The sequence below is a fragment of the Promicromonospora alba genome (assembly GCF_042654905.1).
In the GTDB taxonomy this organism is placed as follows: domain Bacteria; phylum Actinomycetota; class Actinomycetes; order Actinomycetales; family Cellulomonadaceae; genus Promicromonospora; species Promicromonospora alba.
On record NZ_JBHSFI010000004.1, the window covers coordinates 211895 to 234324 of the forward strand.

General features: G+C 71.1%; 21 protein-coding genes, 3 tRNA genes and 1 riboswitch. Of the genes, 9 read left to right on the forward strand and 15 right to left on the reverse strand.

Features of this window, described 5'->3' with window-relative positions:
- Window positions 1–72: 72 nt before the first annotated feature.
- A complete protein-coding gene (locus tag ACFO6V_RS11955; RefSeq protein ID WP_377135568.1) occupies window positions 73–1110 on the forward strand; it encodes a L,D-transpeptidase family protein in 1038 nt (345 codons plus the stop codon).
- Between the two features lie 85 nt (window positions 1111–1195).
- On the opposite strand, the gene ACFO6V_RS11960 is transcribed toward ACFO6V_RS11955, so the two are convergent.
- Window positions 1196–2389, reverse strand: coding sequence for a UDP-N-acetylmuramate dehydrogenase (locus ACFO6V_RS11960; protein ID WP_377135570.1), 1194 nt, complete (start codon window positions 2387–2389; stop codon window positions 1196–1198).
- Window positions 2390–2547: 158 nt separating this feature from the next.
- Complete coding sequence (locus ACFO6V_RS11965; RefSeq protein ID WP_377135572.1) at window positions 2548–3792, reverse strand: MFS transporter; 1245 nt, start codon at window positions 3790–3792, stop codon at window positions 2548–2550.
- A gap of 113 nt (window positions 3793–3905) precedes the next feature.
- Here ACFO6V_RS11965 and ACFO6V_RS11970 point away from each other — a divergent pair, with 113 nt between their 5' ends.
- Window positions 3906–5027: a LacI family DNA-binding transcriptional regulator gene (locus tag ACFO6V_RS11970; RefSeq protein WP_377135574.1), complete on the forward strand. Its 1122-nt coding sequence runs from the start codon at window positions 3906–3908 to the stop codon at window positions 5025–5027.
- 149 nt (window positions 5028–5176) lie between these two features.
- Here the strand turns inward: ACFO6V_RS11970 and thiC are convergent, their stop codons facing one another.
- A complete protein-coding gene (gene thiC / locus ACFO6V_RS11975) occupies window positions 5177–6994 on the reverse strand; it encodes a phosphomethylpyrimidine synthase ThiC (protein WP_377135576.1) in 1818 nt (605 codons plus the stop codon).
- Window positions 6989–7094, reverse strand: a riboswitch (TPP riboswitch). Its footprint overlaps the gene before it by 6 nt.
- A gap of 111 nt (window positions 7095–7205) precedes the next feature.
- Here thiC and ACFO6V_RS11980 point away from each other — a divergent pair.
- Window positions 7206–8552 carry a C39 family peptidase gene (locus ACFO6V_RS11980; protein WP_377135578.1) on the forward strand — a complete coding sequence of 449 codons (1347 nt, stop codon included), beginning with the start codon at window positions 7206–7208 and terminating at the stop codon, window positions 8550–8552.
- Between the two features lie 117 nt (window positions 8553–8669).
- Here ACFO6V_RS11980 and ACFO6V_RS11985 read toward each other — a convergent pair whose 3' ends face one another.
- From ACFO6V_RS11985 to ACFO6V_RS12015, 7 genes are all read right to left on the reverse strand, one after another.
- On the reverse strand, window positions 8670–10919 hold the full coding sequence (locus ACFO6V_RS11985; RefSeq protein WP_377136600.1) for an N-acetylmuramoyl-L-alanine amidase: 2250 nt from the start codon (window positions 10917–10919) through the stop codon (window positions 8670–8672).
- 109 nt (window positions 10920–11028) lie between these two features.
- Window positions 11029–11451, reverse strand: coding sequence for a MaoC/PaaZ C-terminal domain-containing protein (locus tag ACFO6V_RS11990; protein WP_377135580.1), 423 nt, complete (start codon window positions 11449–11451; stop codon window positions 11029–11031).
- Window positions 11448–11933: an FAS1-like dehydratase domain-containing protein gene (locus ACFO6V_RS11995; RefSeq protein ID WP_377135582.1), complete on the reverse strand. Its 486-nt coding sequence runs from the start codon at window positions 11931–11933 to the stop codon at window positions 11448–11450. The genes ACFO6V_RS11990 and ACFO6V_RS11995 overlap by 4 nt, the downstream gene beginning before the upstream one ends.
- Before the next feature lie 25 nt (window positions 11934–11958).
- Complete coding sequence (gene rpmG / locus ACFO6V_RS12000; protein WP_013837798.1) at window positions 11959–12129, reverse strand: 50S ribosomal protein L33; 171 nt, start codon at window positions 12127–12129, stop codon at window positions 11959–11961.
- A gap of 84 nt (window positions 12130–12213) precedes the next feature.
- Window positions 12214–12290: transfer RNA gene (locus ACFO6V_RS12005), tRNA-Met, on the reverse strand.
- An 87-nt stretch (window positions 12291–12377) separates the two neighbouring features.
- A tRNA-Thr gene (locus tag ACFO6V_RS12010) sits at window positions 12378–12450 on the reverse strand.
- A gap of 301 nt (window positions 12451–12751) precedes the next feature.
- A tRNA-Tyr gene (locus ACFO6V_RS12015) sits at window positions 12752–12833 on the reverse strand.
- A gap of 126 nt (window positions 12834–12959) precedes the next feature.
- Between ACFO6V_RS12015 and rarD the strand changes: the two genes are divergently transcribed.
- Window positions 12960–13862, forward strand: coding sequence for an EamA family transporter RarD (rarD, locus tag ACFO6V_RS12020; RefSeq protein WP_377135584.1), 903 nt, complete (start codon window positions 12960–12962; stop codon window positions 13860–13862).
- A 97-nt stretch (window positions 13863–13959) separates the two neighbouring features.
- On the opposite strand, the gene ACFO6V_RS12025 is transcribed toward rarD, so the two are convergent.
- Window positions 13960–14481, reverse strand: a complete 522-nt coding sequence (locus ACFO6V_RS12025) for a carboxymuconolactone decarboxylase family protein (protein WP_377135586.1) — start codon at window positions 14479–14481, stop codon at window positions 13960–13962.
- Between the two features lie 95 nt (window positions 14482–14576).
- Here ACFO6V_RS12025 and ACFO6V_RS12030 point away from each other — a divergent pair, with 95 nt between their 5' ends.
- Both ACFO6V_RS12030 and ACFO6V_RS12035 read left to right on the forward strand, forming a co-directional pair.
- The gene (locus tag ACFO6V_RS12030) at window positions 14577–15518 is read left to right on the forward strand and encodes a sigma-70 family RNA polymerase sigma factor (RefSeq protein WP_377135588.1); all 942 of its coding nucleotides are present in this window, start codon (window positions 14577–14579) and stop codon (window positions 15516–15518) included.
- Between the two features lie 76 nt (window positions 15519–15594).
- Window positions 15595–16452: a carbohydrate kinase family protein gene (locus ACFO6V_RS12035; protein ID WP_377135590.1), complete on the forward strand. Its 858-nt coding sequence runs from the start codon at window positions 15595–15597 to the stop codon at window positions 16450–16452.
- Between the two features lie 141 nt (window positions 16453–16593).
- On the opposite strand, the gene ACFO6V_RS12040 is transcribed toward ACFO6V_RS12035, so the two are convergent.
- Window positions 16594–18090, reverse strand: coding sequence for a glycoside hydrolase family 43 protein (locus ACFO6V_RS12040; protein WP_377135593.1), 1497 nt, complete (start codon window positions 18088–18090; stop codon window positions 16594–16596).
- A gap of 210 nt (window positions 18091–18300) precedes the next feature.
- Between ACFO6V_RS12040 and ACFO6V_RS12045 the strand changes: the two genes are divergently transcribed.
- From ACFO6V_RS12045 to ACFO6V_RS12055, 3 genes are read left to right on the forward strand one after another with little or no spacing between them, the layout of a single operon-like run.
- Window positions 18301–18759: an SRPBCC family protein gene (locus ACFO6V_RS12045; RefSeq protein WP_377135595.1), complete on the forward strand. Its 459-nt coding sequence runs from the start codon at window positions 18301–18303 to the stop codon at window positions 18757–18759.
- A 45-nt stretch (window positions 18760–18804) separates the two neighbouring features.
- The gene (locus ACFO6V_RS12050) at window positions 18805–19266 is read left to right on the forward strand and encodes an SRPBCC domain-containing protein (RefSeq protein WP_377135598.1); all 462 of its coding nucleotides are present in this window, start codon (window positions 18805–18807) and stop codon (window positions 19264–19266) included.
- Window positions 19263–19631, forward strand: coding sequence for an ArsR/SmtB family transcription factor (locus tag ACFO6V_RS12055; protein ID WP_377135600.1), 369 nt, complete (start codon window positions 19263–19265; stop codon window positions 19629–19631). The genes ACFO6V_RS12050 and ACFO6V_RS12055 overlap by 4 nt, the downstream gene beginning before the upstream one ends.
- A gap of 7 nt (window positions 19632–19638) precedes the next feature.
- Here the strand turns inward: ACFO6V_RS12055 and ACFO6V_RS12060 are convergent, their stop codons facing one another.
- Genes ACFO6V_RS12060 through ACFO6V_RS12070 form a run of 3 tightly spaced genes read right to left on the reverse strand, consistent with a single transcriptional unit; the run spans window position 19639 to window position 22371 of the window.
- Complete coding sequence (locus tag ACFO6V_RS12060) at window positions 19639–20541, reverse strand: HAD family hydrolase (protein ID WP_377135603.1); 903 nt, start codon at window positions 20539–20541, stop codon at window positions 19639–19641.
- Between the two features lie 43 nt (window positions 20542–20584).
- Entirely contained in the window at window positions 20585–21751 is a 1167-nt protein-coding gene (locus ACFO6V_RS12065; protein ID WP_377135605.1) for an FAD-dependent monooxygenase, read from the reverse strand.
- A complete protein-coding gene (locus tag ACFO6V_RS12070; protein WP_377135607.1) occupies window positions 21748–22371 on the reverse strand; it encodes a TetR/AcrR family transcriptional regulator in 624 nt (207 codons plus the stop codon). Before ACFO6V_RS12070 ends, ACFO6V_RS12065 begins: the two co-directional genes overlap by 4 nt.
- Window positions 22372–22430: the final 59 nt, after the last annotated feature.

Sequence of the window (22430 nt, forward strand, 5' to 3'; positions counted from 1 at the left end):
GGGGACGACGTCGTCTCGCGAGTGCGGTACTGCACCACCACCCCCAGAAGGTGCAGTCGAGGAGGAGTCACGATGCGGGTAATGCACGGCAAGCCTGCCCATGGTGTGGGCGCGGCAGTCGGTAAGAGGGTCCTTGGCACGCTGGGCGCGGTCGCGCTGACGGCGGGCCTGCTGTCGGCCTGCGGCGGCGACGAGGAGCCGCCTGCGGACTCGGCGGCGATGAGCTCGGCCGGCCCGGAGGAGAGCACCCCGAGCCCGGAGCCGAGCGCCGACGAACAGGATCCGGAGGCTTCGCCGAGCGAGCCGTCGTCCGAGCCCAGCGGCGACGGCACTGACGAAGGTGCCGGGGACGACGCCGGTGAGGGCACCGCGAAGCCCGGCGAGGACGAGGGCGACGGCGCGGGCGACGACGAGTCGTCCGAGCCGGGCGACGGCACGTCGCAGGGTGAGGGGAAGCCCGACGGCAAGGGCGGCGACAAGGGCCCGAAGGAGGAGGAGCCCGAGAAGCCCGACTACATCGAGTACGGCGAGGTCAGCAACCGGGTGGGCAAGCTTCAGCAGCGGCTGCAGGACCTCGGTTACTTCGTGACCTCTGTCGACAAGGCGTACGGCGGCGAGACGCAGCAGGCGATCTTCGCGCTGCAGAAGGCCGGTGGCCTGTACCGCGACGGCGTGGTCGGCGACGCCACGCAGAACGCGGCGGACGACGGCGTCGTGCCCAAGGCGCAGACGTCGTCGGGCAAGGTGCTCGAGATAGACATCGACCGGCAGCTCGTGCTGGCCGTCGACAACGGCAAGGTCGTCAAGGTCATCAACGCGTCGTCCGGCAACGGGGAGACCTACGAGGCGAAGGGCGCCACGTACACGGCGTACACGCCGCGCGGGTCGTTCGCCGTGTTCCGCGAGGTGAACGGGATGCACTCGTCGACGCTCGAGCTGGGCGACATGTGGCGGCCCAAGTTCTTCACGGGTGGCATCGCGGTGCACGGCTCGGCGTCGGTGCCCGCCTTCCCGGCGTCGCACGGCTGCGTGCGCGTGTCGAACAGCGCGATGGACTGGATCTGGGACACCTGGGGAGCGCCGTCGGGCACCCCTGTCGTCGTCTACTGACCTTGCTGCCGAGGTAGAGCGTCTGTCCGAGTCTCCCCGGCCGCGCCGGGAAAACTCGGACAGACGCTCTACTTCGGCAGCAAGGTCAGAGGGAGACGCCCACCAGGACGGTCTCCGGGACCAGGGTCACGCCGAACCGGTCGCGGACCCCGTCGCGCACGGCGCGGGCCAGGGCCACGACGTCCTCGGCCCGGGCGCCGCCACGGTTCGTCATCGCGAGCGTGTGCTTGGTTGACAGCCGCGCCGGGCTGCGCTCCCCCGCCAGGCCGAAACCCTTGCCGAAGCCGGCCCGCTCGATGAGCCAGGCGGCACTGGTCTTGACGAGGGTCGGGTCGATCGCACCGAGGCTCGGGCCCGTGCTGGTCTCCGGCGTCGACGAACGGACCGGGTAGCGAGGGGCGTCCTCGGGCAGGTGCGCGAGGTGCTCGACGGGGATCACCGGATTGGTGAAGAACGATCCGGAGTTCCAGCGGTCGTGGTCCGGCTCCGCGCCGAAGGACGGGCGATCGAGCAGCATGCCCTTACCCCCGCGCAGACCCAGCACGGTCTCGCGGACCTCCCCCATCGGGGCGCGCTGCCCCACCTCGACGCCCAGACGCCGGGCCAGCTCGCCGTAGCCCACGGGCGCCGACAGGGTGCCGAGGCGGAACTGGAACTGCACGTCCAGCACCACGTAGCGCGGCGACGGGTACCAGGGGGCACGCGGGTCCTCGTCCCGGCCCTCGCTGTGCATCGAACGCTTGAGCAGCGACGTGCGGTACCCGAAGTCCAGCTGCCCGACGGAGAAGGTGCGCACCCGCCGCTCGCCCCGGTCCCACGTGCGGACCAGCGAGACCACGCCGGAGAGCTCCTGACCGTACGCACCGATGTTCTGCACCGGAGCCGCGCCCACCGTCCCGGGGATGCCCGACAGGGACTCGACACCCACCCAGCCCTCGGTGACGGCGCGCTCCACGAGCTCGTCCCAGTTCTGGCCGGCCGGGGCGCTCACCACGGCGCCGCCACAGGAGTCGTCCGACTCGACCGTGATGCCGCTGCGCGCGTCGCGCACGACGAGACCGTCGAAACCTTCGTCAGCCACCAGCAGGTTGGAGCCGCCACCCACGACCAGCAGCGGCACACCGGCGTCGTCGGCGGTGCTCACCGCCTCGATCAGAGCAGCCTCTTCCTCGGCCTCGACGAACGAGGCTGCCGGGCCACCCACGCGGAGTGTGGTGAGATCGGCGAGGCTGGGGGCCACCGCTTGCGCCTGGACGGTGTCTGCCGGGTATGGGCTCACCGTGCAAGCCTATCTACCTGTCGCGTTGGATTTGTGCACATCTTCGACATGCCGTGGGTGATGTCTGCCAATTCTGGAACCTTTTGGTGTCGGCGGACGTGTTCAATGCTCGCTCTCGCGGGCCTGCCCCCGCCAGCCGGGGCGCTGAGCTCCCTGCACTACCTCTTCACACCAGCGGCCGAGGGCAGCGGGCGCACGGAACGTGCCAGGACCAGCGCGAGCACCATCGGGATCAGGAGCACGAGTACCGCCAGGCGGTAGCCCGTCGTGTGCGCGACCAAGCCGATCAGGGGCGGCCCCACGAAGAACGCGGTGTACCCGATGGTCGAGACCGCCGCCACCCGCATGGCCGCTCGCCGCGGCTCGTCGGACGCCGCGCTCATACCCATCGGGAAGCCCATCGCCGCGCCGAGGCCCCACAGGCCGACGCCGACCAGCGCCAGCCACAGGACCGGGACCAGCGCGAACGTCAGCACGCCCACGAAAGCGAGCACCGCGGAGACCACCAGCACCGGCACGCGGCCGAACCGGTCGATGGCCCGCGTCCCGGCGAGCCGGGCAGCCGTCATCGCCGTGAGGAAGACGGCGAGGCCGGCGGCGCCCATCCCGTCGGACGTGCCGAACCCGTCCACCACCGCAAGGCCTACCCAGTCGTTGGCGACGCCCTCGGTCAGGGCGGCGGCGAGCACCACGAGCCCGATCGCCAGCGTGCGCGACTCCCGCCAGGCGGAAAGGAGCCCCGTGATGCCCGACGACGGCGGCGTCACCTCTCCCGGGTCGGCGCCGTCCGCGCTGCCCGCCCGGGTCATCGCCACGCCGTCCGGCAGCGCCGCCGCGACGACGTTCGGCGAGAAGAAGCGGACCGCGATCAGCACCGACAGCAGGGCGATCGCCCCCGCGGCCACGACGTGCCAGAGCACCGGCACGCCCACGTTGGCCACCACGATGCCGATGCCGGCGCCGACCACCGTGCCGAACGAGAAGCCGGCGTGGAAGACCGGCATGATCGCGCGCCCGAGCCGCTGCTCGACGGCTGCGCCCTCGAGGTTCATCGCGGCGTCCCAGACGCCGGTACCCACGCCGAACAGGATCAGGCCGAGCCGCACCGCGAGGTGCTCACCCGTGGCGACGCCGTAACCGGCCACGGCGAGGCCCACCACCACCAGGCTCGCGAAGCCCAGGACGGTCCGCGCGGTACCGAAACGCTCGGCGACCAGCCCCGAGAGCGGGATAGCGGCGACGGAGCCGACGGACCCCGTGAGCAGCAGCAGACCCATCTCCTGCTCGGAGAAGGACAGCCCGTCCCGGACGGCCGGAAGACGCGATGCCCAGCTCGCGAAGGCGAACCCACTGGCCGCGAAGACGACGAAGACCGCACGGGCGGCGGCGTGTGCAGTAGGCACTGAACTCCTTGGTGCGGTTGAATCTCCCGACCGTAAACCACAATCTGGGACCAGCCCAGCAGATTCCTGGGCCCCGCACCACTGGTGCCGAGGTGAGAGACAAGGAAGCCGCGATGAGCCGCCAGACCGTACGCCCGACCCTCGCGAAGGTCGCCGAGCTGGCCGGTGTCTCCGTCTCCACCGCGTCGCTCGCCTTCTCCGGTGCCGGACCGATCACCCCCGAGACCCGGGAGAAGGTACTTGCCGCCGCACGCGAGCTCGAGTACTCCGGCCCCAACCCCCTGGGGCGGCAGCTCCGGTCGGGACGGTCCGGGATCGTCGGCGTGGTGATCGGCGACCAGCTCGGCAGGTCGTTCCGCGACCCCGTCTCCACCCAGGTGCTGCACGGCCTCGTCTCCGCGATCGGTGAGCAGGGCCTCGGCGTGCTGCTCGTGCCGGGTATGCCGCAGGGCGCCACCACGCAGTCCATGGGGCTCGCCGCCGAGGCGGGGCTCCCGCCCGCCGTCGACCCGCTGGTCGAGGCCGCCGCGATGGACGTCGCGGTGCTCGTCTGGGGCACCCTGAAGGACGACCCGAACCTTGCCGCGCTGCAGCGGCGGGGCGTTCCCGTCGTGGTCGGCGAGGGACAGGAGGTGTCCGGCGTGCCGGTGGTGGGCGTCGAGGACCGGCGCGGGGCCGCCGACGCGGTGCGGCACCTCGTCGAGCTCGGGCACACGCGGATCGCGGAGATCACTCTGCCGTTCGGGCGGGACGAGCGGTCCGGGCTGGTCGACACCGACCGGCTCGCCGCGGCCGAGCGCACGCCGACCCGCAACCGGCTGGCCGGCGTGCGGGACGTCATCGAACCCGTCATCTCGTGGGAGACGCCCGCCTCGCTCGTGGAGCACGGGCGCGACGCCGCCACCGAGATCCTGTCCGAGTGGGCGCCCGCCCGGGATCGTCCGACGGCGATCGTCGCGCACTCCGACCTGCTCGCCGCCGGCGCCGTGATCGCCGCCCGCGAGCTCGGGCTGCGGGTGCCCGAGGACGTGTCGGTCGCCGGGTTCGACGGGCTCGACCTGCCGTGGCTCTCCCCCGACGTGCTGACCAGCGTGCATCAGCCGCTCGTCGAGAAGGGCCGGGCGCTCGGACTGGCCGTCATCGCGCTGCTGGCCGGCGAGGAGCCCCAGTCGGTGATGCTGCCCGTGAGCCTGGTCGAGGGCACGACGACGGGCCCGGTGCCCGACCTGACCTGACCCTCCACGGTCCGTCGCCGCAGATCCGCGAAGTAGAGCGGGTGTCCGGACGCACGCTCTACTTCGCCGATCACCGGCTCGCGAAGTAGAGCGGGCGTCCGGACACCCGCTCTACTTCGCGGATCTGTCGGGGTGGGCGGGCGTGGCCGTTACGCGCGGAGCTGCGGGTGCGGGAGGTAGACCTCGCCGCCCGACTCGCGGAACTCCGCGGACTTCTGCGCCATGCCCTCCGCTTGAGCCGACGCCGACGCCGACGCCGACGCCGACGCCGCGTCCGCGAGCGCCGCCTGGTTCTGCGCCCCGCCGAACTCGTCGCGGATGTCCTGCGAGATCCGCATCGAGCAGAACTTCGGGCCGCACATCGAGCAGAAGTGCGCGGTCTTCGCGGCCTCGGCCGGGAGCGTCTCGTCGTGGTACTCCTCGGCGAGCTCCGGGTCGAGGGAGAGGTTGAACTGGTCCCGCCAGCGGAACTCGAAGCGGGCCTTGGACAGGGCGTCGTCGCGGTCCCGGGCGCCGGGGTGCCCCTTGGCCACGTCGGCGGCGTGCGCAGCGATCTTGTAGGTCACCACGCCGGTGCGCACGTCGTCGCGGTTGGGCAGGCCGAGGTGCTCCTTGGGCGTGACGTAGCAGAGCATCGCGGTGCCGTACCGGGCGATCTCGGTGGCGCCGATCGCTGAGGTGATGTGGTCGTACCCGGGCGCGATGTCGGTCACGAGCGGGCCGAGCGTGTAGAACGGGGCGCCGTCGCAGAGCTCCTGCTGCCGCTCCACGTTCTCGCGCACCAGGTGGAACGGGACGTGTCCGGGTCCCTCGACCATCACCTGGACGTCGTAGGCCCAGGCCCGCTTCGTCAGCTCGGCGAGGGTGTCGAGCTCGGCGAACTGCGCGGCGTCGTTCGCGTCGGCGAGCGAGCCCGGCCGCAGGCCGTCGCCGAGGGAGAAGGCGACGTCGTACCGGGCGAAGATCTCGCAGAGCTCGTCGAAGTGCGTGTAGAGGAAGTTCTCCTGGTGGTGCGCCAGGCACCAGCCGGCGAGGATCGACCCGCCGCGCGAGACGATGCCCGTGACCCGGTCCGCCGTGAGCGGCACGTACCGCAGCAGCACGCCGGCGTGCACGGTCATGTAGTCGACGCCCTGCTCGCACTGCTCGATCACCGTGTCGCGGTAGATCTCCCAGGTCAGCGCGCTGGCGTCACCGTTCACCTTCTCCAGGGCCTGGTAGATCGGCACGGTGCCGATGGGCACCGGCGAGTTCCGCATGAGCCATTCGCGGGTGGTGTGGATGTCATCGCCCGTGGAGAGGTCCATGACCGTGTCGGCGCCCCACTTGGTGGCCCACTCCAGCTTCTCCACCTCCTCCGCGATAGAGCTGTGGACGGCGGAGTTGCCGATGTTCGCGTTGACCTTGACCAGGAACGCCCTGCCGATGATCATCGGCTCCGACTCCGGGTGGTTCACGTTGTTCGGGATGATCGCCCGGCCGGCGGCCACCTCGCTGCGCACGAGCTCGACGTCGCAGCCCTCGCGCACCGCGACGAACCGCATCTCGGGCGTGATCACGCCCTGGCGTGCGTAGTGCATCTGGGTGACGGTCCGGCCGGGGAGCGCGCGGCGGGGCCGACGTCGTTCACCCTGCCACTCCTGGCTCGCGGCACCCCGGCGCAGTGCGCTGCGCCCGTCGTCGGCCAGTGCCCGGTCGCGGCCGTCGTACTCCTCGGTGTCGCCGCGCGCCACGACCCAGGGCTCGCGGGCCGGCGCGAGGCCGCGGACCGGGTCGGAACCGGGGCCCTGCGTGCGGTAGACGCGCACCGGCTCGTTGGGGGTGCCGTCGGGCGACGGCGCCAGGGTGATCTCCGTGACCGGCACCCGGAGACCTGTGTCGTCCTGCGGTGTGCTGTACCCGCCGTCGTGCTCGTGGTCGCGCTCGTGCTGGTACGCGAGCGTGCGGGACTGGGACTTCTCCATCATGAGACTCCTGCTTCCTACGCCGGTGTTAACCGGACAGGTTCAACGGTCCCGGGCCGTACAGCCCGATCTCAGCCCCTGCGTGAGGCACCCGTGGGATCGCCGCCGAGGTTAGCACTGTCTGGCACTTTCCTTCTGCCCCGCCCCCGACCGTGATAAGCAAGGCCCGAAGGCTCGCTCACCCCAGCAGGGAGCCCGGGACATGGAGGCTGGAATGCCGGTACGGAACAACCTGCGAACGAGGTCGTTCGCGTTGGCCGCCACGGGGGCGCTCGTGGTCCAAGCAGGGATCGTGGCGGGTGCGGTGTCGGCGACGGGAGCTCCCGAGGTGAGCCCTGCGGCGTCGGACAACCAGATCACCCTGACCTCCTGGGAGGGGCGCAGGGAGCTGCTCCAGGGCGAACGTGACGAGCTGCGGTTCGACGTCCACGGCGGGCTCTTCCTGGCCCGCGGCGGCGACCTCGTGGACTACACGGACCCGTACGGCGACGGCACACCCGTCACGTACGAGACCGGCACGTGGACCTCGCCCGTCGTCGAGGTCGGGTACCCGATCAAGCAGGCCGTTCCCTCCTGGAACACGGACACCCCCACGGGCACCTGGGTCGAGACGGAGTTCCGCGGCCGCAAGGCCGACGGGACCTGGACGAAGTGGTTCGTGATGGGCCGCTGGGCGTCGGGCGACGAGTTCGCACCCGCCGACGGGAGCGTCGGGGACATCCACCGCACCTCCTTGAACGGCCAGGGCGACACCGACGCCGCTCTGTTCACCGACACGTTCGTCTCGAGGGCGGGCTTCGAGCCGGACGCGTTCCAGACCCGGGTCAGGCTGTACCGGCCCGAGGGCGCCCGGACCTCGCCGCGCCTGGCGTCGGTGAGCACCATGACCAGCGAGAACCTGCCCGACGAGCACTACACGGGCACCAGCGACTTCACGCTCGGGCGGGAGGTGTCGCTCGACGTGCCGCAGTACAGCCAGAACATCCACCGCGGTGAGTACCCCGAGTTCGGGGGCGGCGGCCAGGTGTGGTGCTCGCCGACGTCGTCCACGATGGTCATCTACTCCTACGGCCGTGAGGTGCCGGCCAGGGAGCTGGAGGGCATCGTGGCGCCCAACGGTGACCCGCAGGTCGACTACGCCGCGATGCACACCTGGGACTACGCGTACGAGGGTGCGGGCAACTGGCCGTTCAACGCCGCCTACGCCAACAGGTTCGGGCTGAAGTCGTTCGTGACCCGGCTGCGCTCCCTGGCGGAGGCCGAGAAGTTCATCGAGGCGGGTATCCCGCTCACCATGTCGCTCAACTTCGACGAGGAGGAGATGCCCGAGGCCGGTTACAGCACCCCGGGGCACCTCGTCGTGCTGATCGGGTTCACCGCGGACGGTGACCCGATCATCAACGACCCGAACAAGGCGAGCAACGACGAGGTGCGGGTCGTGTACACGCGGGAGAACTTCGAGCGCGTGTGGCAGACGTCGACCGACGGCGTCACGTACGTCTACCACCCGAAGAACGTGAAGCTGCCGGCCAACATGCCGGGCGTCACGCAGAACTGGTAACTGGCGGCCACCGGTCGCGACAGGGAAGGACAGTACGCACGCGGGGTGTGTTGCGCTCGGTAGACCTTGTCTACTCTGCGCAACACACCCCGCGTGTGTACTGTCGCCCCGGCCGCCCTACCGGCCCGCGACCTCCCGCGGTTCCGCGGTATACGTCGCCGACGTGTAGCCCATCGCCGAAAGCCTCACCTGGACCGTCAGCTCGGCGCCCCGGTCGAGGCCTGTCACCAGGTAACGGGGACCGACCGCCCAGCGCACCGGCTCGCCGTCGCGCAGCCATCGGTACTCCACGTCCACCTCGCCCGGGAGGTACGTGCCGGCGTTCGCGCGCAGGACCTTCCCCGGCTTGGCCCGGCCCTCGATGCTCGGCCCGGTCACGTCCGCCACCACGGGATCGTGGATCTCGACGTCGGCCGCGTTGACGAAGACGTGCCGGTGCGCCAGCCAGAGCTGGTAGTACACGTCGTCGCCGCGCACCACCGTGCGGTCGCCCGGCCCCGTGCCGTCGAACGTGGCGGCCCGGTAGTAGTCCGAGGCCACGTGGTCGTCGGCCACCGCGTACGTCTGGCCCACCCCGACCGTGTACTCGATCGGCGTGACCGGCTGCACCGGGACGCCCGGGTAGTCCTCGTAGGCCGCCGCCTCCGGGTAGGCCCGGCCGAAGACCGGCGCCGGGGCGTCGCCCGCGACCGTGACCGTCTTCGCCGTCGCAGGCACCACCACCGGGCGCTCGGCAGGGTTGTGCAGCCAGGCCAGCGAACCGGCCCACCACACGCCCAGCCAGTCGCCCGCTACCTGGTCGACGACGAGCTTGTGCCCCGACTGCACGCGCGCGCTCACGTCGCTCGCGTACGTGGTCCCGTTCGAGCCATCCGGCTTCCAGCCCGGGTCCTTCGCCAGCGGAGCGTCGGCCGACGGCGACTGGTGCAGGTACCGGAAGTTCGTCCCGGCGCCCGCCACGCACGCACCCGAGCCCGGCGACGCCTCCTCGCAGCCCGTCACGGTGTTCGGGTTGTCGGCGTATCCGGTACGCACCTCGACCACGTCACCGGGCGCGACGTTCGTCGTCGCCTCCAGGTCGCCGCCGATCGGGGCACCGAGCAGCTCGAAGTAGTGGTCCCAGTCCCAGTAGGGGCCCGGGTCCCAGTGCACGTTCTTGGTGGACCCGGGCAGGGTGCCCGGCACCTGGTCGTGCCCGATGACGTGCGCCCGGTCGAGCGGGATGTCGTGCTCCGCCGCCAGGTGCCGGACCAGGTCCGCCGACGCCTGGTACATCGCCTCCGTGTACCAGGCACCCGTGCCTGCCCAGCCCTCGTGCTCCAGGCCTATCGAGTGCATGTTCAAGAACCAGTTGCCCGCGTGCCAGCCGACGTCGGCCGGGTCGAGGTGGTTCGCGACGTGCCCGTCCGAGGAGCGCAGCGTGTAGTTCCACGCCAGGTAGGTCGGGTCCTGCACCAGGTTGACCGTGGGCTGGTAGGCGGTCTCCGTGTCGTGGATCAGTATGTAGTCGAGCGACGGGCCGCCCGCCCCGGTGCGGTCTGCCTGGTCGTGGTTGCCGTAGTTCCCGGTGTTGTCGGGCAGGTCGGGGGATGCCTTCTCGTAGGGCGCGGGCAGCCACTCGCAGCCGAGCTCTTCGGGGCAGTCGGTCTCCGGGTCGCTCGTGCTGGATGTCCGCGGCACGACGACGTCCCGGTTACCCGTGAGGATCACCGCGCCGTCGGCGGGTGTGGTCGTGCCCGCACCCTCCCTGAGGATTGTGTACACCCGTGTAGCGAAACCCTCGACGTCGCTCATCCGAGACACCGCGTTCTCCCACTCCCCCAGGCTGTCCGACGTCGTCCCGGCCGGCTCGGCCTCGACGACATCGTCGCGCATCGCCTGGACCTGGTACGACGCCAGCAGGGCCGCACCGCCGCACACGTTGGCCTGCGACTCGGTCTTCAGGATCTCCTCGCTGAGGCCGGTGAGCCTCGCCGCCCGGACGATCTCGGGGGTGCCCTCGCGCACCGGGCCCTCCTTGTCATTGACGTCCGACAGAGGAAGGCCGTCGCCGTGCGCGTGACCGGGCGCGTGGTCACCCGCGAGGTTGAACACGCCGTAGCCGCCGTCGGCGCTGGCCTGGCCGGGATGCTGGTCCCAGCGCGACTCCATGTAGGACACGGCCTTGAGCAGGTCCTGCGGTACTCCGGTGGCCTCGGCCGCCGCCGAGAACGCCTCGTCGAGCGAGCCGGCGGCAAGGACGGCGGCGCACGCGACCACCCCGCCGTCTGACGCAGCGGTCGGGGCTGCGTCGGCCGCCGAGAGCGGTATGAGTGGAAGAAGCAGCCCGGCCGCTGCGGCCAGGGCTGTGGTGCGCCGTCGTGACATCACGCGGAGTTCCTCTCGTCGCCGTACATGGGGACGAGAGAATCACACCCGATCCGGGGGCGCATGAGAAGACCTGCGGGTTAAAACCCGAGACCGGGACGCCGGAGCGTCAGAGGCGGACGAGCACCTGGGTGCGGCCCAGGACCTTTGCCCCGTCGACGGTGACGGCAAGGTCGACGCGGACGGTGCCGGCCTCGGTGTCGATCACGCCGACGGTGCCCGTGACGTCGATCGACGCGCTGCCCGGGTTGGGCACCTCGACGGGCTTGGTGAACCGTGTCTGGTAGTCGACGACGGCCCCCGGGTCGCCCGCCCAGTCCGAGACCAGGCCGACGACGGTGCCCATGGTGAGCATGCCGTGCGCGATCACGCCGGGCAGGCCTGCGTCCACTGCGAACTTGTCGTTCCAGTGGATCGGGTTCAGGTCGCCGCTCGCACCTGCGTAGCGGACGAGCGCCGCGCGGTCGAACGTGACCGTGCGCGTGCCGATCACATCGCCCACTGCGAGGTCGGCGATGTCGGGGCGGCTCATGCGTCAGCACCTCGGATCGCCAGCGTGGACGTGACGGTGGCGACGGGCTCGCCGAGGCTGTCGGCCTCGGGGGACGGCACCTCGATGTGCTCCGGGATCGCGTAGATCTCGCAGCGGGTGGTCACCATGCTGATGGCCCCGCGGGAGACGACCCGGTCCACGTGCAGCACCGTCGTCAGCTCGTCGCCTGCGACGATCGGGCGGTGGTGCGTGAAGCGCTCGTCGGCGTGCACCACGCGGGAGAAGTCGATGTCGGCCTCGGGATCGCTGATGTACTGCGACTCCGCGCGCTGCGCGACGACGACGGCGAACGTCGGCGGGGCGACGAGGTCCGGATAGCCAGAACCCCGCGCCGCCACGAGATCGTGGTGCGCGGGGTGCGTGGCACCGACGGCACTGGCGAACTCACGGATCTTCTCGCGGCCTACGGAGTAGGGAGCGTTGGCCGGGTAGACCCGGCCTTCGAAGTCAGCGTTCGCCACGTCGGTGTGAGCTTGCTACCGAGACTCAGCGCGTCTCGCGGTGCGAGGTGTGCTTGCCACAGCGCGGGCAGAACTTCGCCAGCTCCAGGCGGTCAGGGTCGTTACGACGGTTCTTCTTCGTGATGTAGTTCCGCTCCTTGCAGTCCACGCATGCGAGCGTGATCTTCGGGCGGACATCCGCACTCTTGCTTGCCATGGCTCTCACCTCCGCGCCTCGAGAGGGAGGCGCCATGTGTCTTCTCGTCGTCCGGCATAGGGACGCCGAACGGATGTACTTGCTTGGTAGCGAGGGCGGGGCTCGAACCCGCGACCTCACGATTATGAGTCGTGCGCTCTGACCAGCTGAGCTACCCCGCCGCGCGTGACTGAACGCGAGGCCGTCCGCCGTTGTTCCCCCCTCAGTATCACTGCTGAGAGAAACGGACGACCCCGCGTCGATCACAGAGCCCCGAAAGGGAATCGAACCCTTGACCTTCTCCTTACCATGGAGACGCTCTGCCGACTGAGCTATCGGGGCGGCGAGGAAGACTCTACATGCCCTCCGGCCTGGCGTGAAATCGAATCGGGTGTGAGTTGTGCCGCGTCGCCCAGGAGCCCTGGTGGCGCACGCCCTGGGCCGCCTTGAGCGGCCGCACCGACATCGGTCCGTTGCTGTGCGGACCCCGGTGAGATCGGTCGTTTGCGCTGAGATCGGTCGTTCGAACGACCGATCTCAGTGCGACCGACCGAAGTCACGGACGAGGCGGAGCAAGGGACCGAAGTCGGCCGGGAACGAGAACAGGGCGCCATCCCTGAGGATGACGCCCTGCTCGTCGCGGTGGCGGATGAGGGATTCGAACCCCCGTAGGCTGTGCCAGCTGATTTACAGTCAGCCCCCTTTGGCCGCTCGGGTAATCCGCCGCGAACGGGTCCAACCATAGCCCCCAACCGGCCGCCGGGAGAAATCGAAAAGAGGCCTCGGCCTGGTGACGCGCCCCACAGGGCGCACCGTGATCCGGTCCGGTGCCCGGGACCTATCGTGACGGCGTGACACAACAACAAGATCGCTGGGGTCTGCCCCTCGGCGTCGGGGCCTACCTGGCCTGGGGCGGCATGCCGCTGTTCTTCCCGCTGCTGCAGCCCGCGGGTGCCCTGGAGATCGTGGCGCACCGCATCGTGTGGAGCCTGCTCTTCTGCCTGATCGCACTCGTCGTGCTGCGCCAGCTGGGTGACTTCCGCACCGCCCTGCGTTCGCCGCGCATCCTGGGCACGTTCGCCGTCGCGGCGGCGCTGATCGTCGTGAACTGGGGCGTGTACGTGTACGCCGTGCTCAGCGACCGCGTGCTCGACGCCGCCCTGGGCTACTTCATCAACCCGATCGTCACCGTGCTGCTCGGTGTTCTGGTGCTCCGGGAACGGCTGCGGCCCGCGCAGTGGATCGCGATCGGCTTCGGCGCCGCCTCGGTGGTCGTGCTGTCCACCGGGCTGGGCGGACTGCCCTGGATCTCGCTGTGCCTCGCGCTGTCGTTCGGCCTGTACGGGCTCGCGAAGAACCGGGTCGGGCGCACCGTCCAGGCGCTGCCCGGCCTGGCCGTCGAGACGGCGGTCGCGACGCCGTTCGCGCTCGCCTACCTCCTCTGGCTCGGCAGCTCCGGGACGTTCACCGGGCACGGCGCCGGCCACTCGCTGCTGCTCATGTCGACGGGCGTGATCACCGCCCTGCCCCTGCTCATGTTCAGTGCCGCGGCGCGACGCCTGCCGCTGTCCGTGGTCGGGATGCTGCAGTACCTGGCACCCGCCCTCCAGTTCCTCGTGGGGCTGCTCGTGTTCGGCGAGCACATGCCCGCCGCACGCTGGGCCGGGTTCGTCCTCGTGTGGGTGGCGCTGGCGCTGCTCACCGTGGACGGGATCCGGCAGGCTCGGCGGACGCCGCGGCCAGGGCTGGGCTGATCCGGCCGGCCGTTGGCCGGGCTTGGCGGGTCTCGACAAGCTCGACCAACGGCGCGGCTCGACCGGCTGGCGGGCGGTGGGGCTTGGGCCCCGCTGCTCAGTAGCCGGTGCCGGCTACCTGGCGCGTCGTCACGTTGAGGCGGTTGTAGAGGTTGGTCACCCCGACGTAGAGCACCAGCGCGGCGAGCCCCTGCTCGTCGTAGTGCTCCGACGCACGCGCCCAGACGGCGTCGGGCACCGGGTCCGGGCTGTCGGCGAGGCGCGTCACGGCCTCGGCGAGCTCGAGCGCCGCGCACTCGGCGTCGGACAGGTAGGGCGACTCGCGCCAGGCGGAGACCGAGGCGAGGCGATCCTCCGACTCGCCGGCCTTGCGGGCCTGCCGCATCCCGTAGTCGATGCACCAGCCGCAGCCGTTGATCTGGCTGGCGCGGAGGTGCACCAGCTCGAGCGTCGTGGCCGGGACGCCCTGCCCGTGGACGAGCTGCCCCAGCGCGGCCAGGTGCTTCACCGCGCCCGGCACGAGTATTGCCGGGCTCGTCATCCGGGAGGTCAGCGTCCGCAGGTGCGGGGTCGTGGACGCCTCGGGGGCGAAGTCGTGCGTGGTGGTCTCGGTGGTCATCGTGGCCCTCTCGTCATGGCCGGGTGCCGGCCGGTCACATCGGCGCCCTGCGCGCCGTCACACTCCTGACGACCCCGAGAACGAGGATGTGACGGATGAACCCCGACGAGCTGGCCACCGCCTTCGAACAGCACCGCCCCCGCCTGCGTGCCGTCGCGTACCGGATGCTCGGCAACCCCGACGACGCCGACGACGCGCTGCAGGAGGCCTGGCTGCGGCTGAACCGCACCGGCGACGCCGAGATCGACAACCTCGCCGCCTGGCTGACCACCGTCACCGGCCGGATCTGCCTCGACATGCTCCGCTCCCGGTCGACCCGTCGCGAGGCGCCGCTGCCGTCGGGCCTGCCCGACGACGTCGGGCCCGACCTTCCTCACGACGACGCCCCGGACCCCGCGCAGGAGGCCGAGCTGGCCGACGTCGTCGGACTGGCCATGCAGATCGTGCTGCAGAGCCTCGACCCGGCCGAACGCCTGGCGTTCGTGCTGCACGACCTGTTCGCCGTCCCCTACGAGCAGATCGCGCCGGTGCTGGGCCGCTCGGTCGCCGCGTCACGCCAGCTCGCGAGCCGCGGACGGCGGCGGGTGCAGTCCGGTGCGGCGGCTCAGGACGCCGCCGGGGCCGGGACCGGCTCCCGGACCGCCGCCGAGACCCGGACCGACCGGCAGGTGGTCGAGGCGTTCCTCACGGCGTCCCGCACGGGTGACCTCGCGGGCCTGCTGGCCGTGCTCGCGCCGGACGTGGTCCTGCGCGCCGACCAGTCCGCCGTCGAGACGGCGGCGGCATCCGCCGACAAGGGCGCTCCCCTCCTGGCGCGCGAGGTGCGCGGGGCCGCGGCAGTCGCGGAGTCGTTCCGGGGACGGGCGGGAGGCGCCGTGCCCGCACTCATCGGCGGGTCCGTCGGGTTCACGTGGGCGCCGGGCGGCACGCCGCGCGCCGTGTTCGCGGTGGTCGTGCACGACGGGCGCATCGCCTCCGTCGACCTCGTGGGCGACCCGGCCGCCATCGCCGTGCTGGGTGTGGAGCTGCTGGGCTGACCGCCCGCGGCTGCAGCTGTGGCTGTGCCGGGGGCCGTGTCGTGGCGGTGTGGGTGGCGGGTGGCAGGGTGTGCGCATGGACGCTCCTCGCACAGTGGTGGCCGGGCCGGCGGCGTGGAACACGCTGGTCCGGCTCGATCAGCTACCCGACCCCAGGCCGCACACCGTGTTCGCGCGTGGCGCGGTGCGGACGCTGGGCGGTACGAGCGCGGGCAAGGTCCTGCACCTCGCGGATCTCGGGGTCGCGAGCACGCTCGCCACCGACGTCGGGACCGATCCGGAGGGCGACCTGATCCTCGCGGCGCTCGAGCGTGCGCGGGGTGCCGAGATCCTCGGCCGCCGGGTCGCCGGACCCTCGGAGCAGCACCTGAACCTGATGACCGACGCCGGCGAGCGCCTCTCGATCTACCTCGCCACGCCCGCGGCCTCACCCGGGCCCGACGCCGCGGCCGTGGCTCGGGTGACCGCCGCCGAGCACGTGGTGCTGGACCTGAGCGCCGTCGGACTGAGCCTGCTTCCCGCCGCCGTGGCGAGCGGGGCGACGCTCTGGACCGACCTGCACGACTACGACGGTGCGGCCGAGTTCCACCGGCCGTTCGCCGACGCGTGCTCGTACGTCTTCCTCAACGACGACGGCACGGAGGACCACCGGGCCCTCATGACGTCGCTGCTGGAGCGGGGGGCGAGCACCGTGGTGTGCACCCTGGGCGCACGGGGCGCCGTCGCGCGTACCGCCGAGGGCTGGTTCGAGTGCCCCGCTGAGCCCGTCGACGTCGTCGACACGAACGGCGCGGGCGACGCGTTCTTCGCCGGGTTCTTCGCCGCTCGTCTCACCGGCGCGGGCACCGCGGAATGCCTCCGGGCCGGCGCGCGCCAGGCCACCCGTGCCCTGGGCAGCCGCCACCTGAGCCCGCTCCGGGATGAGGCCACCTGAGATGCCGGACCCGCCCGCGTGACGTCAGGACCGCGAGCCGGCTCGTGCCCACCGGGCTTCCAGCGACCGTCGACCCCGGGTCGGTGGTCTCCTGGAGCCTGGTGAACATGAGTCAGTTCGCGGCCCAGCCGAACAGCGAGGTCAGCTCACCGCGCGGAAGGTCGCGTCCGCGCGGCCGTTCGCGTCGGTGATCGTGTCGAGCCGGAGCACGTAGCCGTAGTGCCTGAGGTACCGGTCAGGGAAGTTGTACGACTGGTACGACGTCCAGGAGGACGAGGCCAAGCCGGGCACCGCACGGAAGCTGGCGTCGGACCTGAAGGTCGACGTCCCGTCGTAGCGGGCCAGGGTGAGGTCGAGGTCCCAGTGCCGCAGGTAGTGGTCGGGGTGGTTCACGGACTGGAACGAGACGGTCCCGCTGCCGGCCAGGCCCGGGACGATCCGCCACTGGCCGTCCTGGGCGGGTGAAACGGCGGGGTCGATGCGCACGTCGTAGTTGGCGTGGCGCAGGTACCGGTCCTGGAAGTTGTAGGACTGGACGCGGCTGACCGCCGTGCTCGCCCAGCGGCCGAGGACCCGGTTCCGCTCGGCGGTGGTGACCTGCAGGATCGATCCGTGCCGCTTCCGCGTGCCGCCCAGGTTGTACGAGCTCACCGTCTGGAAGTTCTGCGTGCTGCCGAGGTTGGTCGAACGGATCGGCATGTAGCCGCGGCCGGTGGCGTACTGGTCGAGCCACAGCGCCCAGGACGTCCCGTTGTTGAACGGCATCCACATGGGGCCCTCGACGACGTTCCCGCCGCCCGTGCCGTTGGAGATGCCCATGTGGGACAGGTTCCCGATAGTGGTCCACGTGCCGAGGATCGAGTTGCTGCCCTCGATGGTGATGTGGCCGTCGGCGGAGGCGCGGTAGTACCGGTAGCCGCCGACGCTCGTCGGCGACTCCACGATCTGGGTGTCGATGATGCCCTGCGTGCTGCTGGGCCGGTCGATGTAGAGCTGCGCGGTGGTGAAGGTCCGGAAGTCCCGGGTGCGCGAGTAGTAGATGCGGTGCTTGGTGACGCCGTCGCGGGGCGCGTTCGTCGCCCAGTAGACGACGTAGTCGCCGGTGGCGGGGTCGTAGATCGCCTCGGGCGCCCACGCATTGCCCGCACTAGGAATCCCGCCCGCCACGTTGACGAGCCGGGGCTCCGACCAGTCCACCAGGTTGGTGGACTCCCAGACGACGAGCGACGTGCTGCCGCGGTTGGCGGCGTCCGACCAGGACGTCCCGCTCGCGATGCGCAGGTCGGTCGCGATGATCCAGTACCGGTCACCCTGCGGTGAGCGGACGATCGCGGGGTCCCGGACGCCGCGGGTACCGACCGTCGAGACCACCACGGGCGCGCCGTTGTTCAGGTCGGACCAGTTCAGGCCGTCGGTGCTGTGGGCGAGGTAGATCTGCTCCCCGCTGGTGGACTCGCCGGTGAAGTGCGCCATCAGGTACCCGGTGAACGGGTCGAGGGCGACCGCACGCTGTGCCGTCGCGACGACCCACGTGCAGGTCAGCAGGGCCAGGACGGCGAGCATCGCGACGGTAGCGGTCATGCTGCGCCGCAGCGCGACGGCGGGACTCGCTTGCGCGTTTCTTCGGGTGCTTCTCATGGCTCTCTCCTTTGAGGACCTGCGGACGACGGGCGACAGCGCCCGGCATCGTGGACGAACGCCTGATGTTAGCGCTCACAACTGGCTCGCGGAAGGCGCTTCCCGAGACTTCCTGAAGAGGAATACGCAACCATCGGTTGCGCATCCTGGTCCGGCGACCTAGAGTCACATGCAACCAAAGGTTGCACTACTGACACTGGAGGAACCGAGATGGTCGACATCCTGCACAGGGTCGGCGCGCTGGCGCCGCTGGAGAAGGTCTACGAGGCCATCGCGACGCCCCACGGCGTCGCGAGCTGGTGGACGAAGGACACGACGGGCGAAGGAACGGTCGGCAGCACGCTGACGACGACCTTCAACGACGCCACCGGGAAGCGGCTCGGCGCCTTCGAGCTCGAGATCACGGAGCTCGACCCGGCGGGGTCGGTGGACTGGCTGGTCACCGCCGGGCCCGACGAGTGGATCGGCACGCACATCCACTTCGACCTCAAGGAGGAGGACGGGTTCACGATCGTGCTGTTCGGCCACACCGGCTGGAAGGAGCCGGTCGAGTTCATGAACCACTGCAGCACCAAGTGGGCCACGTTCCTCATGAGCCTCAAGCAGTTCGTCGAGACCGGCACGGGTGACCCGTCGCCGCACGACGTGCAGATCAGCAACTGGCACTGACGCATGGTCTCCTTGCACCCGGACACGACGAAAGGCTGGTCGACGATGGAGTACGGCACGATCGAGCGAGAGATCTACATCGAGGCCTCCCCCGAGGTCGTCTTCGACGTGGTGAGCAACCCGAAGCACGTGCGGGAATGGTGGTCCGACGAGGCAGAGTTCGGCCCCGAGCCAGGGAAGCCGGGCTGGGTCGGCTTCGGGGACCTCACCCAGGACGGTCACAAGGCCCAGCTCACGGTCGCCGACGCGGTGCCGTACACGCACTTCTCGTTCCGCTGGACCCACGAGGAGGGGGAGGTGGCCGCCCGGGGAAACTCGAACCTGGTCGTCTTCGAGCTGGTGCCCTCGGGCGGCGGCACCCTCCTGAAGTTCACGGAGAGCGGCTTCCGCGAGCGCGGCTGGGACGAGGCAAAGGCCGCCGCCCAGCACGCCGACCACAGCAACGGCTGGGACCACTTCCTGTCGAGACTCGGCGCGTACGCCGCGACGGTGGGCGCGGCCAGATGAGCCTGGCGGTGGACGACGACCTCTGGTCGGCGATCGGGGACCCTACCCGTCGGCGGCTGATCGACCTGCTGCTGAGCGACGGCCACGGGACGGCCACGAGCCTGAGCGAGCGGCTGCCCGTGACCCGGCAGGCCGTGGCGAAGCACCTCGGCGTGCTCGACCAGGCCGGTCTGGTGCACGGCACCACGGCCGGCCGGGAGAAGCTGTACCGGGTCGACCAGGACCAGCTCGCCCGCGCCGTCGGGCAGCTCGTGGAGGTCGGCACGGCCTGGGACGGCCGCCTCGGCCGCATCCGCCGGATCGCCGAGCGCATCCAGCGCGAGGCCGGCACGGCCGCCGACACCGGGGCCGGTGTGGAGCCCTGAGCCGCACTCACCGACGCGGCCGGAGAGCTCCGTCCAGTGTGGACGCCAGCTCTTCGGCCACGCCGTCGGCGTCATGGTGCCCGACGACGGCGTCCGCGCTCGCCAGCACGTCGGGGTGAGCGTTCGCGACGGCGATGCCGCGGCCCGCCCAGGTGAGCATCGGCAGGTCGTTGGGCATGTCGCCGAACGCCCAGACGTCGGAGGCGTCGACGCCGAGCCGTGCGCACCAGCGGGCCAGCGCGGCGGCCTTGTCGACGCCGACCGGCATGAGCTCGGCCAGGCCGACGGCGCCCGAGTAGGCGAGCTGCGCGTGCGGTCCGATGGCGCCCCGGACCGCGGCGAAGAACTGCTCCTGCGCGAGCCTTATCTCCTCCGGCGGGTCGAGGATGATCCCGGGCGGCGGGATGAACGCGGGGTCGAGCGCGAGGATCTTCGACACCGGCCCCGGCGTGCCGACGGCGCGGAGCGTGTCCTCGACCGGCACGGACCAGAGTGCGGGGTCGAGCGCCGGCTCGCGGTTCGGGTAGTGCGGGTCGAACGCGACGCCGTCCGGACGCTCGAAGGCGAGGGCCGCGTGCGGCAGTGCGGCGCGGATCCCGGTCACCACGGCGCGCACGGCGTCGTCGTCGAACCCGCAGGTGTCGAGGGTCTCGCCGGAGGCGAGGTCGAGCACGCACGCCCCACCGATGCAGATGACCCGGCCGTGGCCGCCCACGGTGTCGGCGAGGTGCGTGAGCCAGCGCGGCGGGCGGGCGGTCACGAAGACCACCTCGACGCCGGCCGCGTCCAGGTCCGCGAGGACCTGCCGGGTGCGGTCGGAGACCTTGCCGTCGCTGCGCAGCAGCGTGCCGTCGAGATCGGTGGCGACTACGCGGGGCAGGCCTGTCGAGCTGATGTCCGTGCTGACCACCTCCTGGGGGCGACCACAGGTTACCGCTCTTGGCAGACCGGGCTCACGCGCTGAGCTCGGCCACCGACCGGTGGCCTTTGGGGAGCAGCGGGCCGACGAGGATCTTGTCGAGGCCAGGCAGCCTCATGGCGCGGAACCCCCACCGGCGGAGCAGCAGAGTTGTCATCCGCGTCGGCACGAACCATTCGGTGACGCGGTCCCGGGCCGCCTCCTGGACGTCGGTGACGACCGGGCGCCAGCGCCGTTCGTAGTCAGCGAGCCCTTCGGGCACGGATGACGCAGCCCGTAGACGTTCGGCCAGCACGTAGGCGCCCGCTACGCCGAGGGATGCGCCCTGGCCTGCGACCAGCGAGACCGCATGGGCGGCGTCGCCCACGAGCGCCACCCGCCCGTCGGTCCAGCGCGGCGTGACGGTCTGGGCCACCTGGTCGTAGTAGATCTCGTCGGACGGCGGGCACTGCGCGAGGGCCCGGTCAGCCAGGTCACCCATGCCGGCGAACGTACGACGGAGCGCTGCGCGCGGATCGTCGGGCAGCGTCCGGTCGGCGGTGCGGAACACCGTGAAGACGGCCACGCGGCCGCCGTCGAGCCCGTAGAAGCCCAGCTGGCGGTTGAGCGTCTCGGTGAGCACGAACCTGCCACGGACCTGCTCGAACACCGTCGGATCGGTGAACACGAACGCACCGGTCTGCATGCCGAGGTAGCGGAGGTCGTCACGTTCGGCGCCGAAGGTCAGCGAGCGGACGCCGGAGTGGACGCCGTCGGCCCCGATGATCAGGTCCGCGTCCAGGGTCGTGGCGTCGGAGAGCTCGACGGCGCCGTCGGCGATCCGGTCGACAGCGGTGCCGTAGCGCAGGTCGATCGCGCCCGCCGTCGACTCGCGGAGCAGCCGTTCGAGCGCCGGCCGCATGATGCTGACCATGCCGCCGTCGACCGCCTTCGCGAAGAGGGCGTAGTCGACGCTCACCGTGGTGCGGCCGTGGTCGTCGATATAGCTGAACTCCTGGACGGGGCTCGCGAGCTCGCGCAGTCTCGGCTCCAGGCCCATCGCGATGATCGCCTCGAACCCCGGCCCGAAGAAGTCGATCATGTAACCCTGTGCACGCGGCCCGGGCGCGCGGTCGACGACGTGCACGTCCCAGCCGTGGTGGTGCAGACGGTTGGCCAGGGCGAGGCCTGCGATGCCGGCGCCGCTGATCACTGCTCTCATCGTTGCGCTCCGTTCGGTTCGGCGGGTGTCGCGGCTGCCGGGAGTGCCGTCGGTGCCGGGCCGGTCAGGGTGCGCAGCAGGGGCGCGATCCTGGCGCCCGTCAGCTCCGGATCGAGCCCCTTGTGCAGGATGAACCCGTCGAAGACGGCCATGACCAGCCGCGCTGCCGCGTCCGGGGACCGGTGCCCGGCGTCGGCGAAGGATGCGGTGAGCGCGGTCCGGAACCTCGCCACGAGCTCGCCCATGCGCGCGTGCAGCTCGTCGTCCCGGGTGGCGGCGAGGTAGCCCTCGATGAAGAGCAGCGAAGCAGGGTCGGAGCCGTTGTAGCGGTCGAGCTCCGACAGCATCGCGTCGACGCCGTCGGCCGGGTTCGCCGCGTCGCCGAGCAGGGCGGCCGTGCCGTCGAGCATGTCGGCCATCGCCTCCAGCGTGGCCTGACGCAGCAGCGCCTGGAGCGACTCGAAGTGGTAGTGCACGAGCCCGTATCGCACGCCCGCACGCTCGGCCAGCACGCGTGTACTCACGCCGCTCCAGCCCACCTCGGCGATGAGCTCCCGCGCGGCGGTCAGCAGCCGGCCGCGCACCTCACGTCCGCGTTCGGCGTTGGTCTGCCCCGGCATTCGCGCTCCTTGGTCGATCGTCTTGGACGACTGACCAAACATAGCGGTGAAGTGCGCCG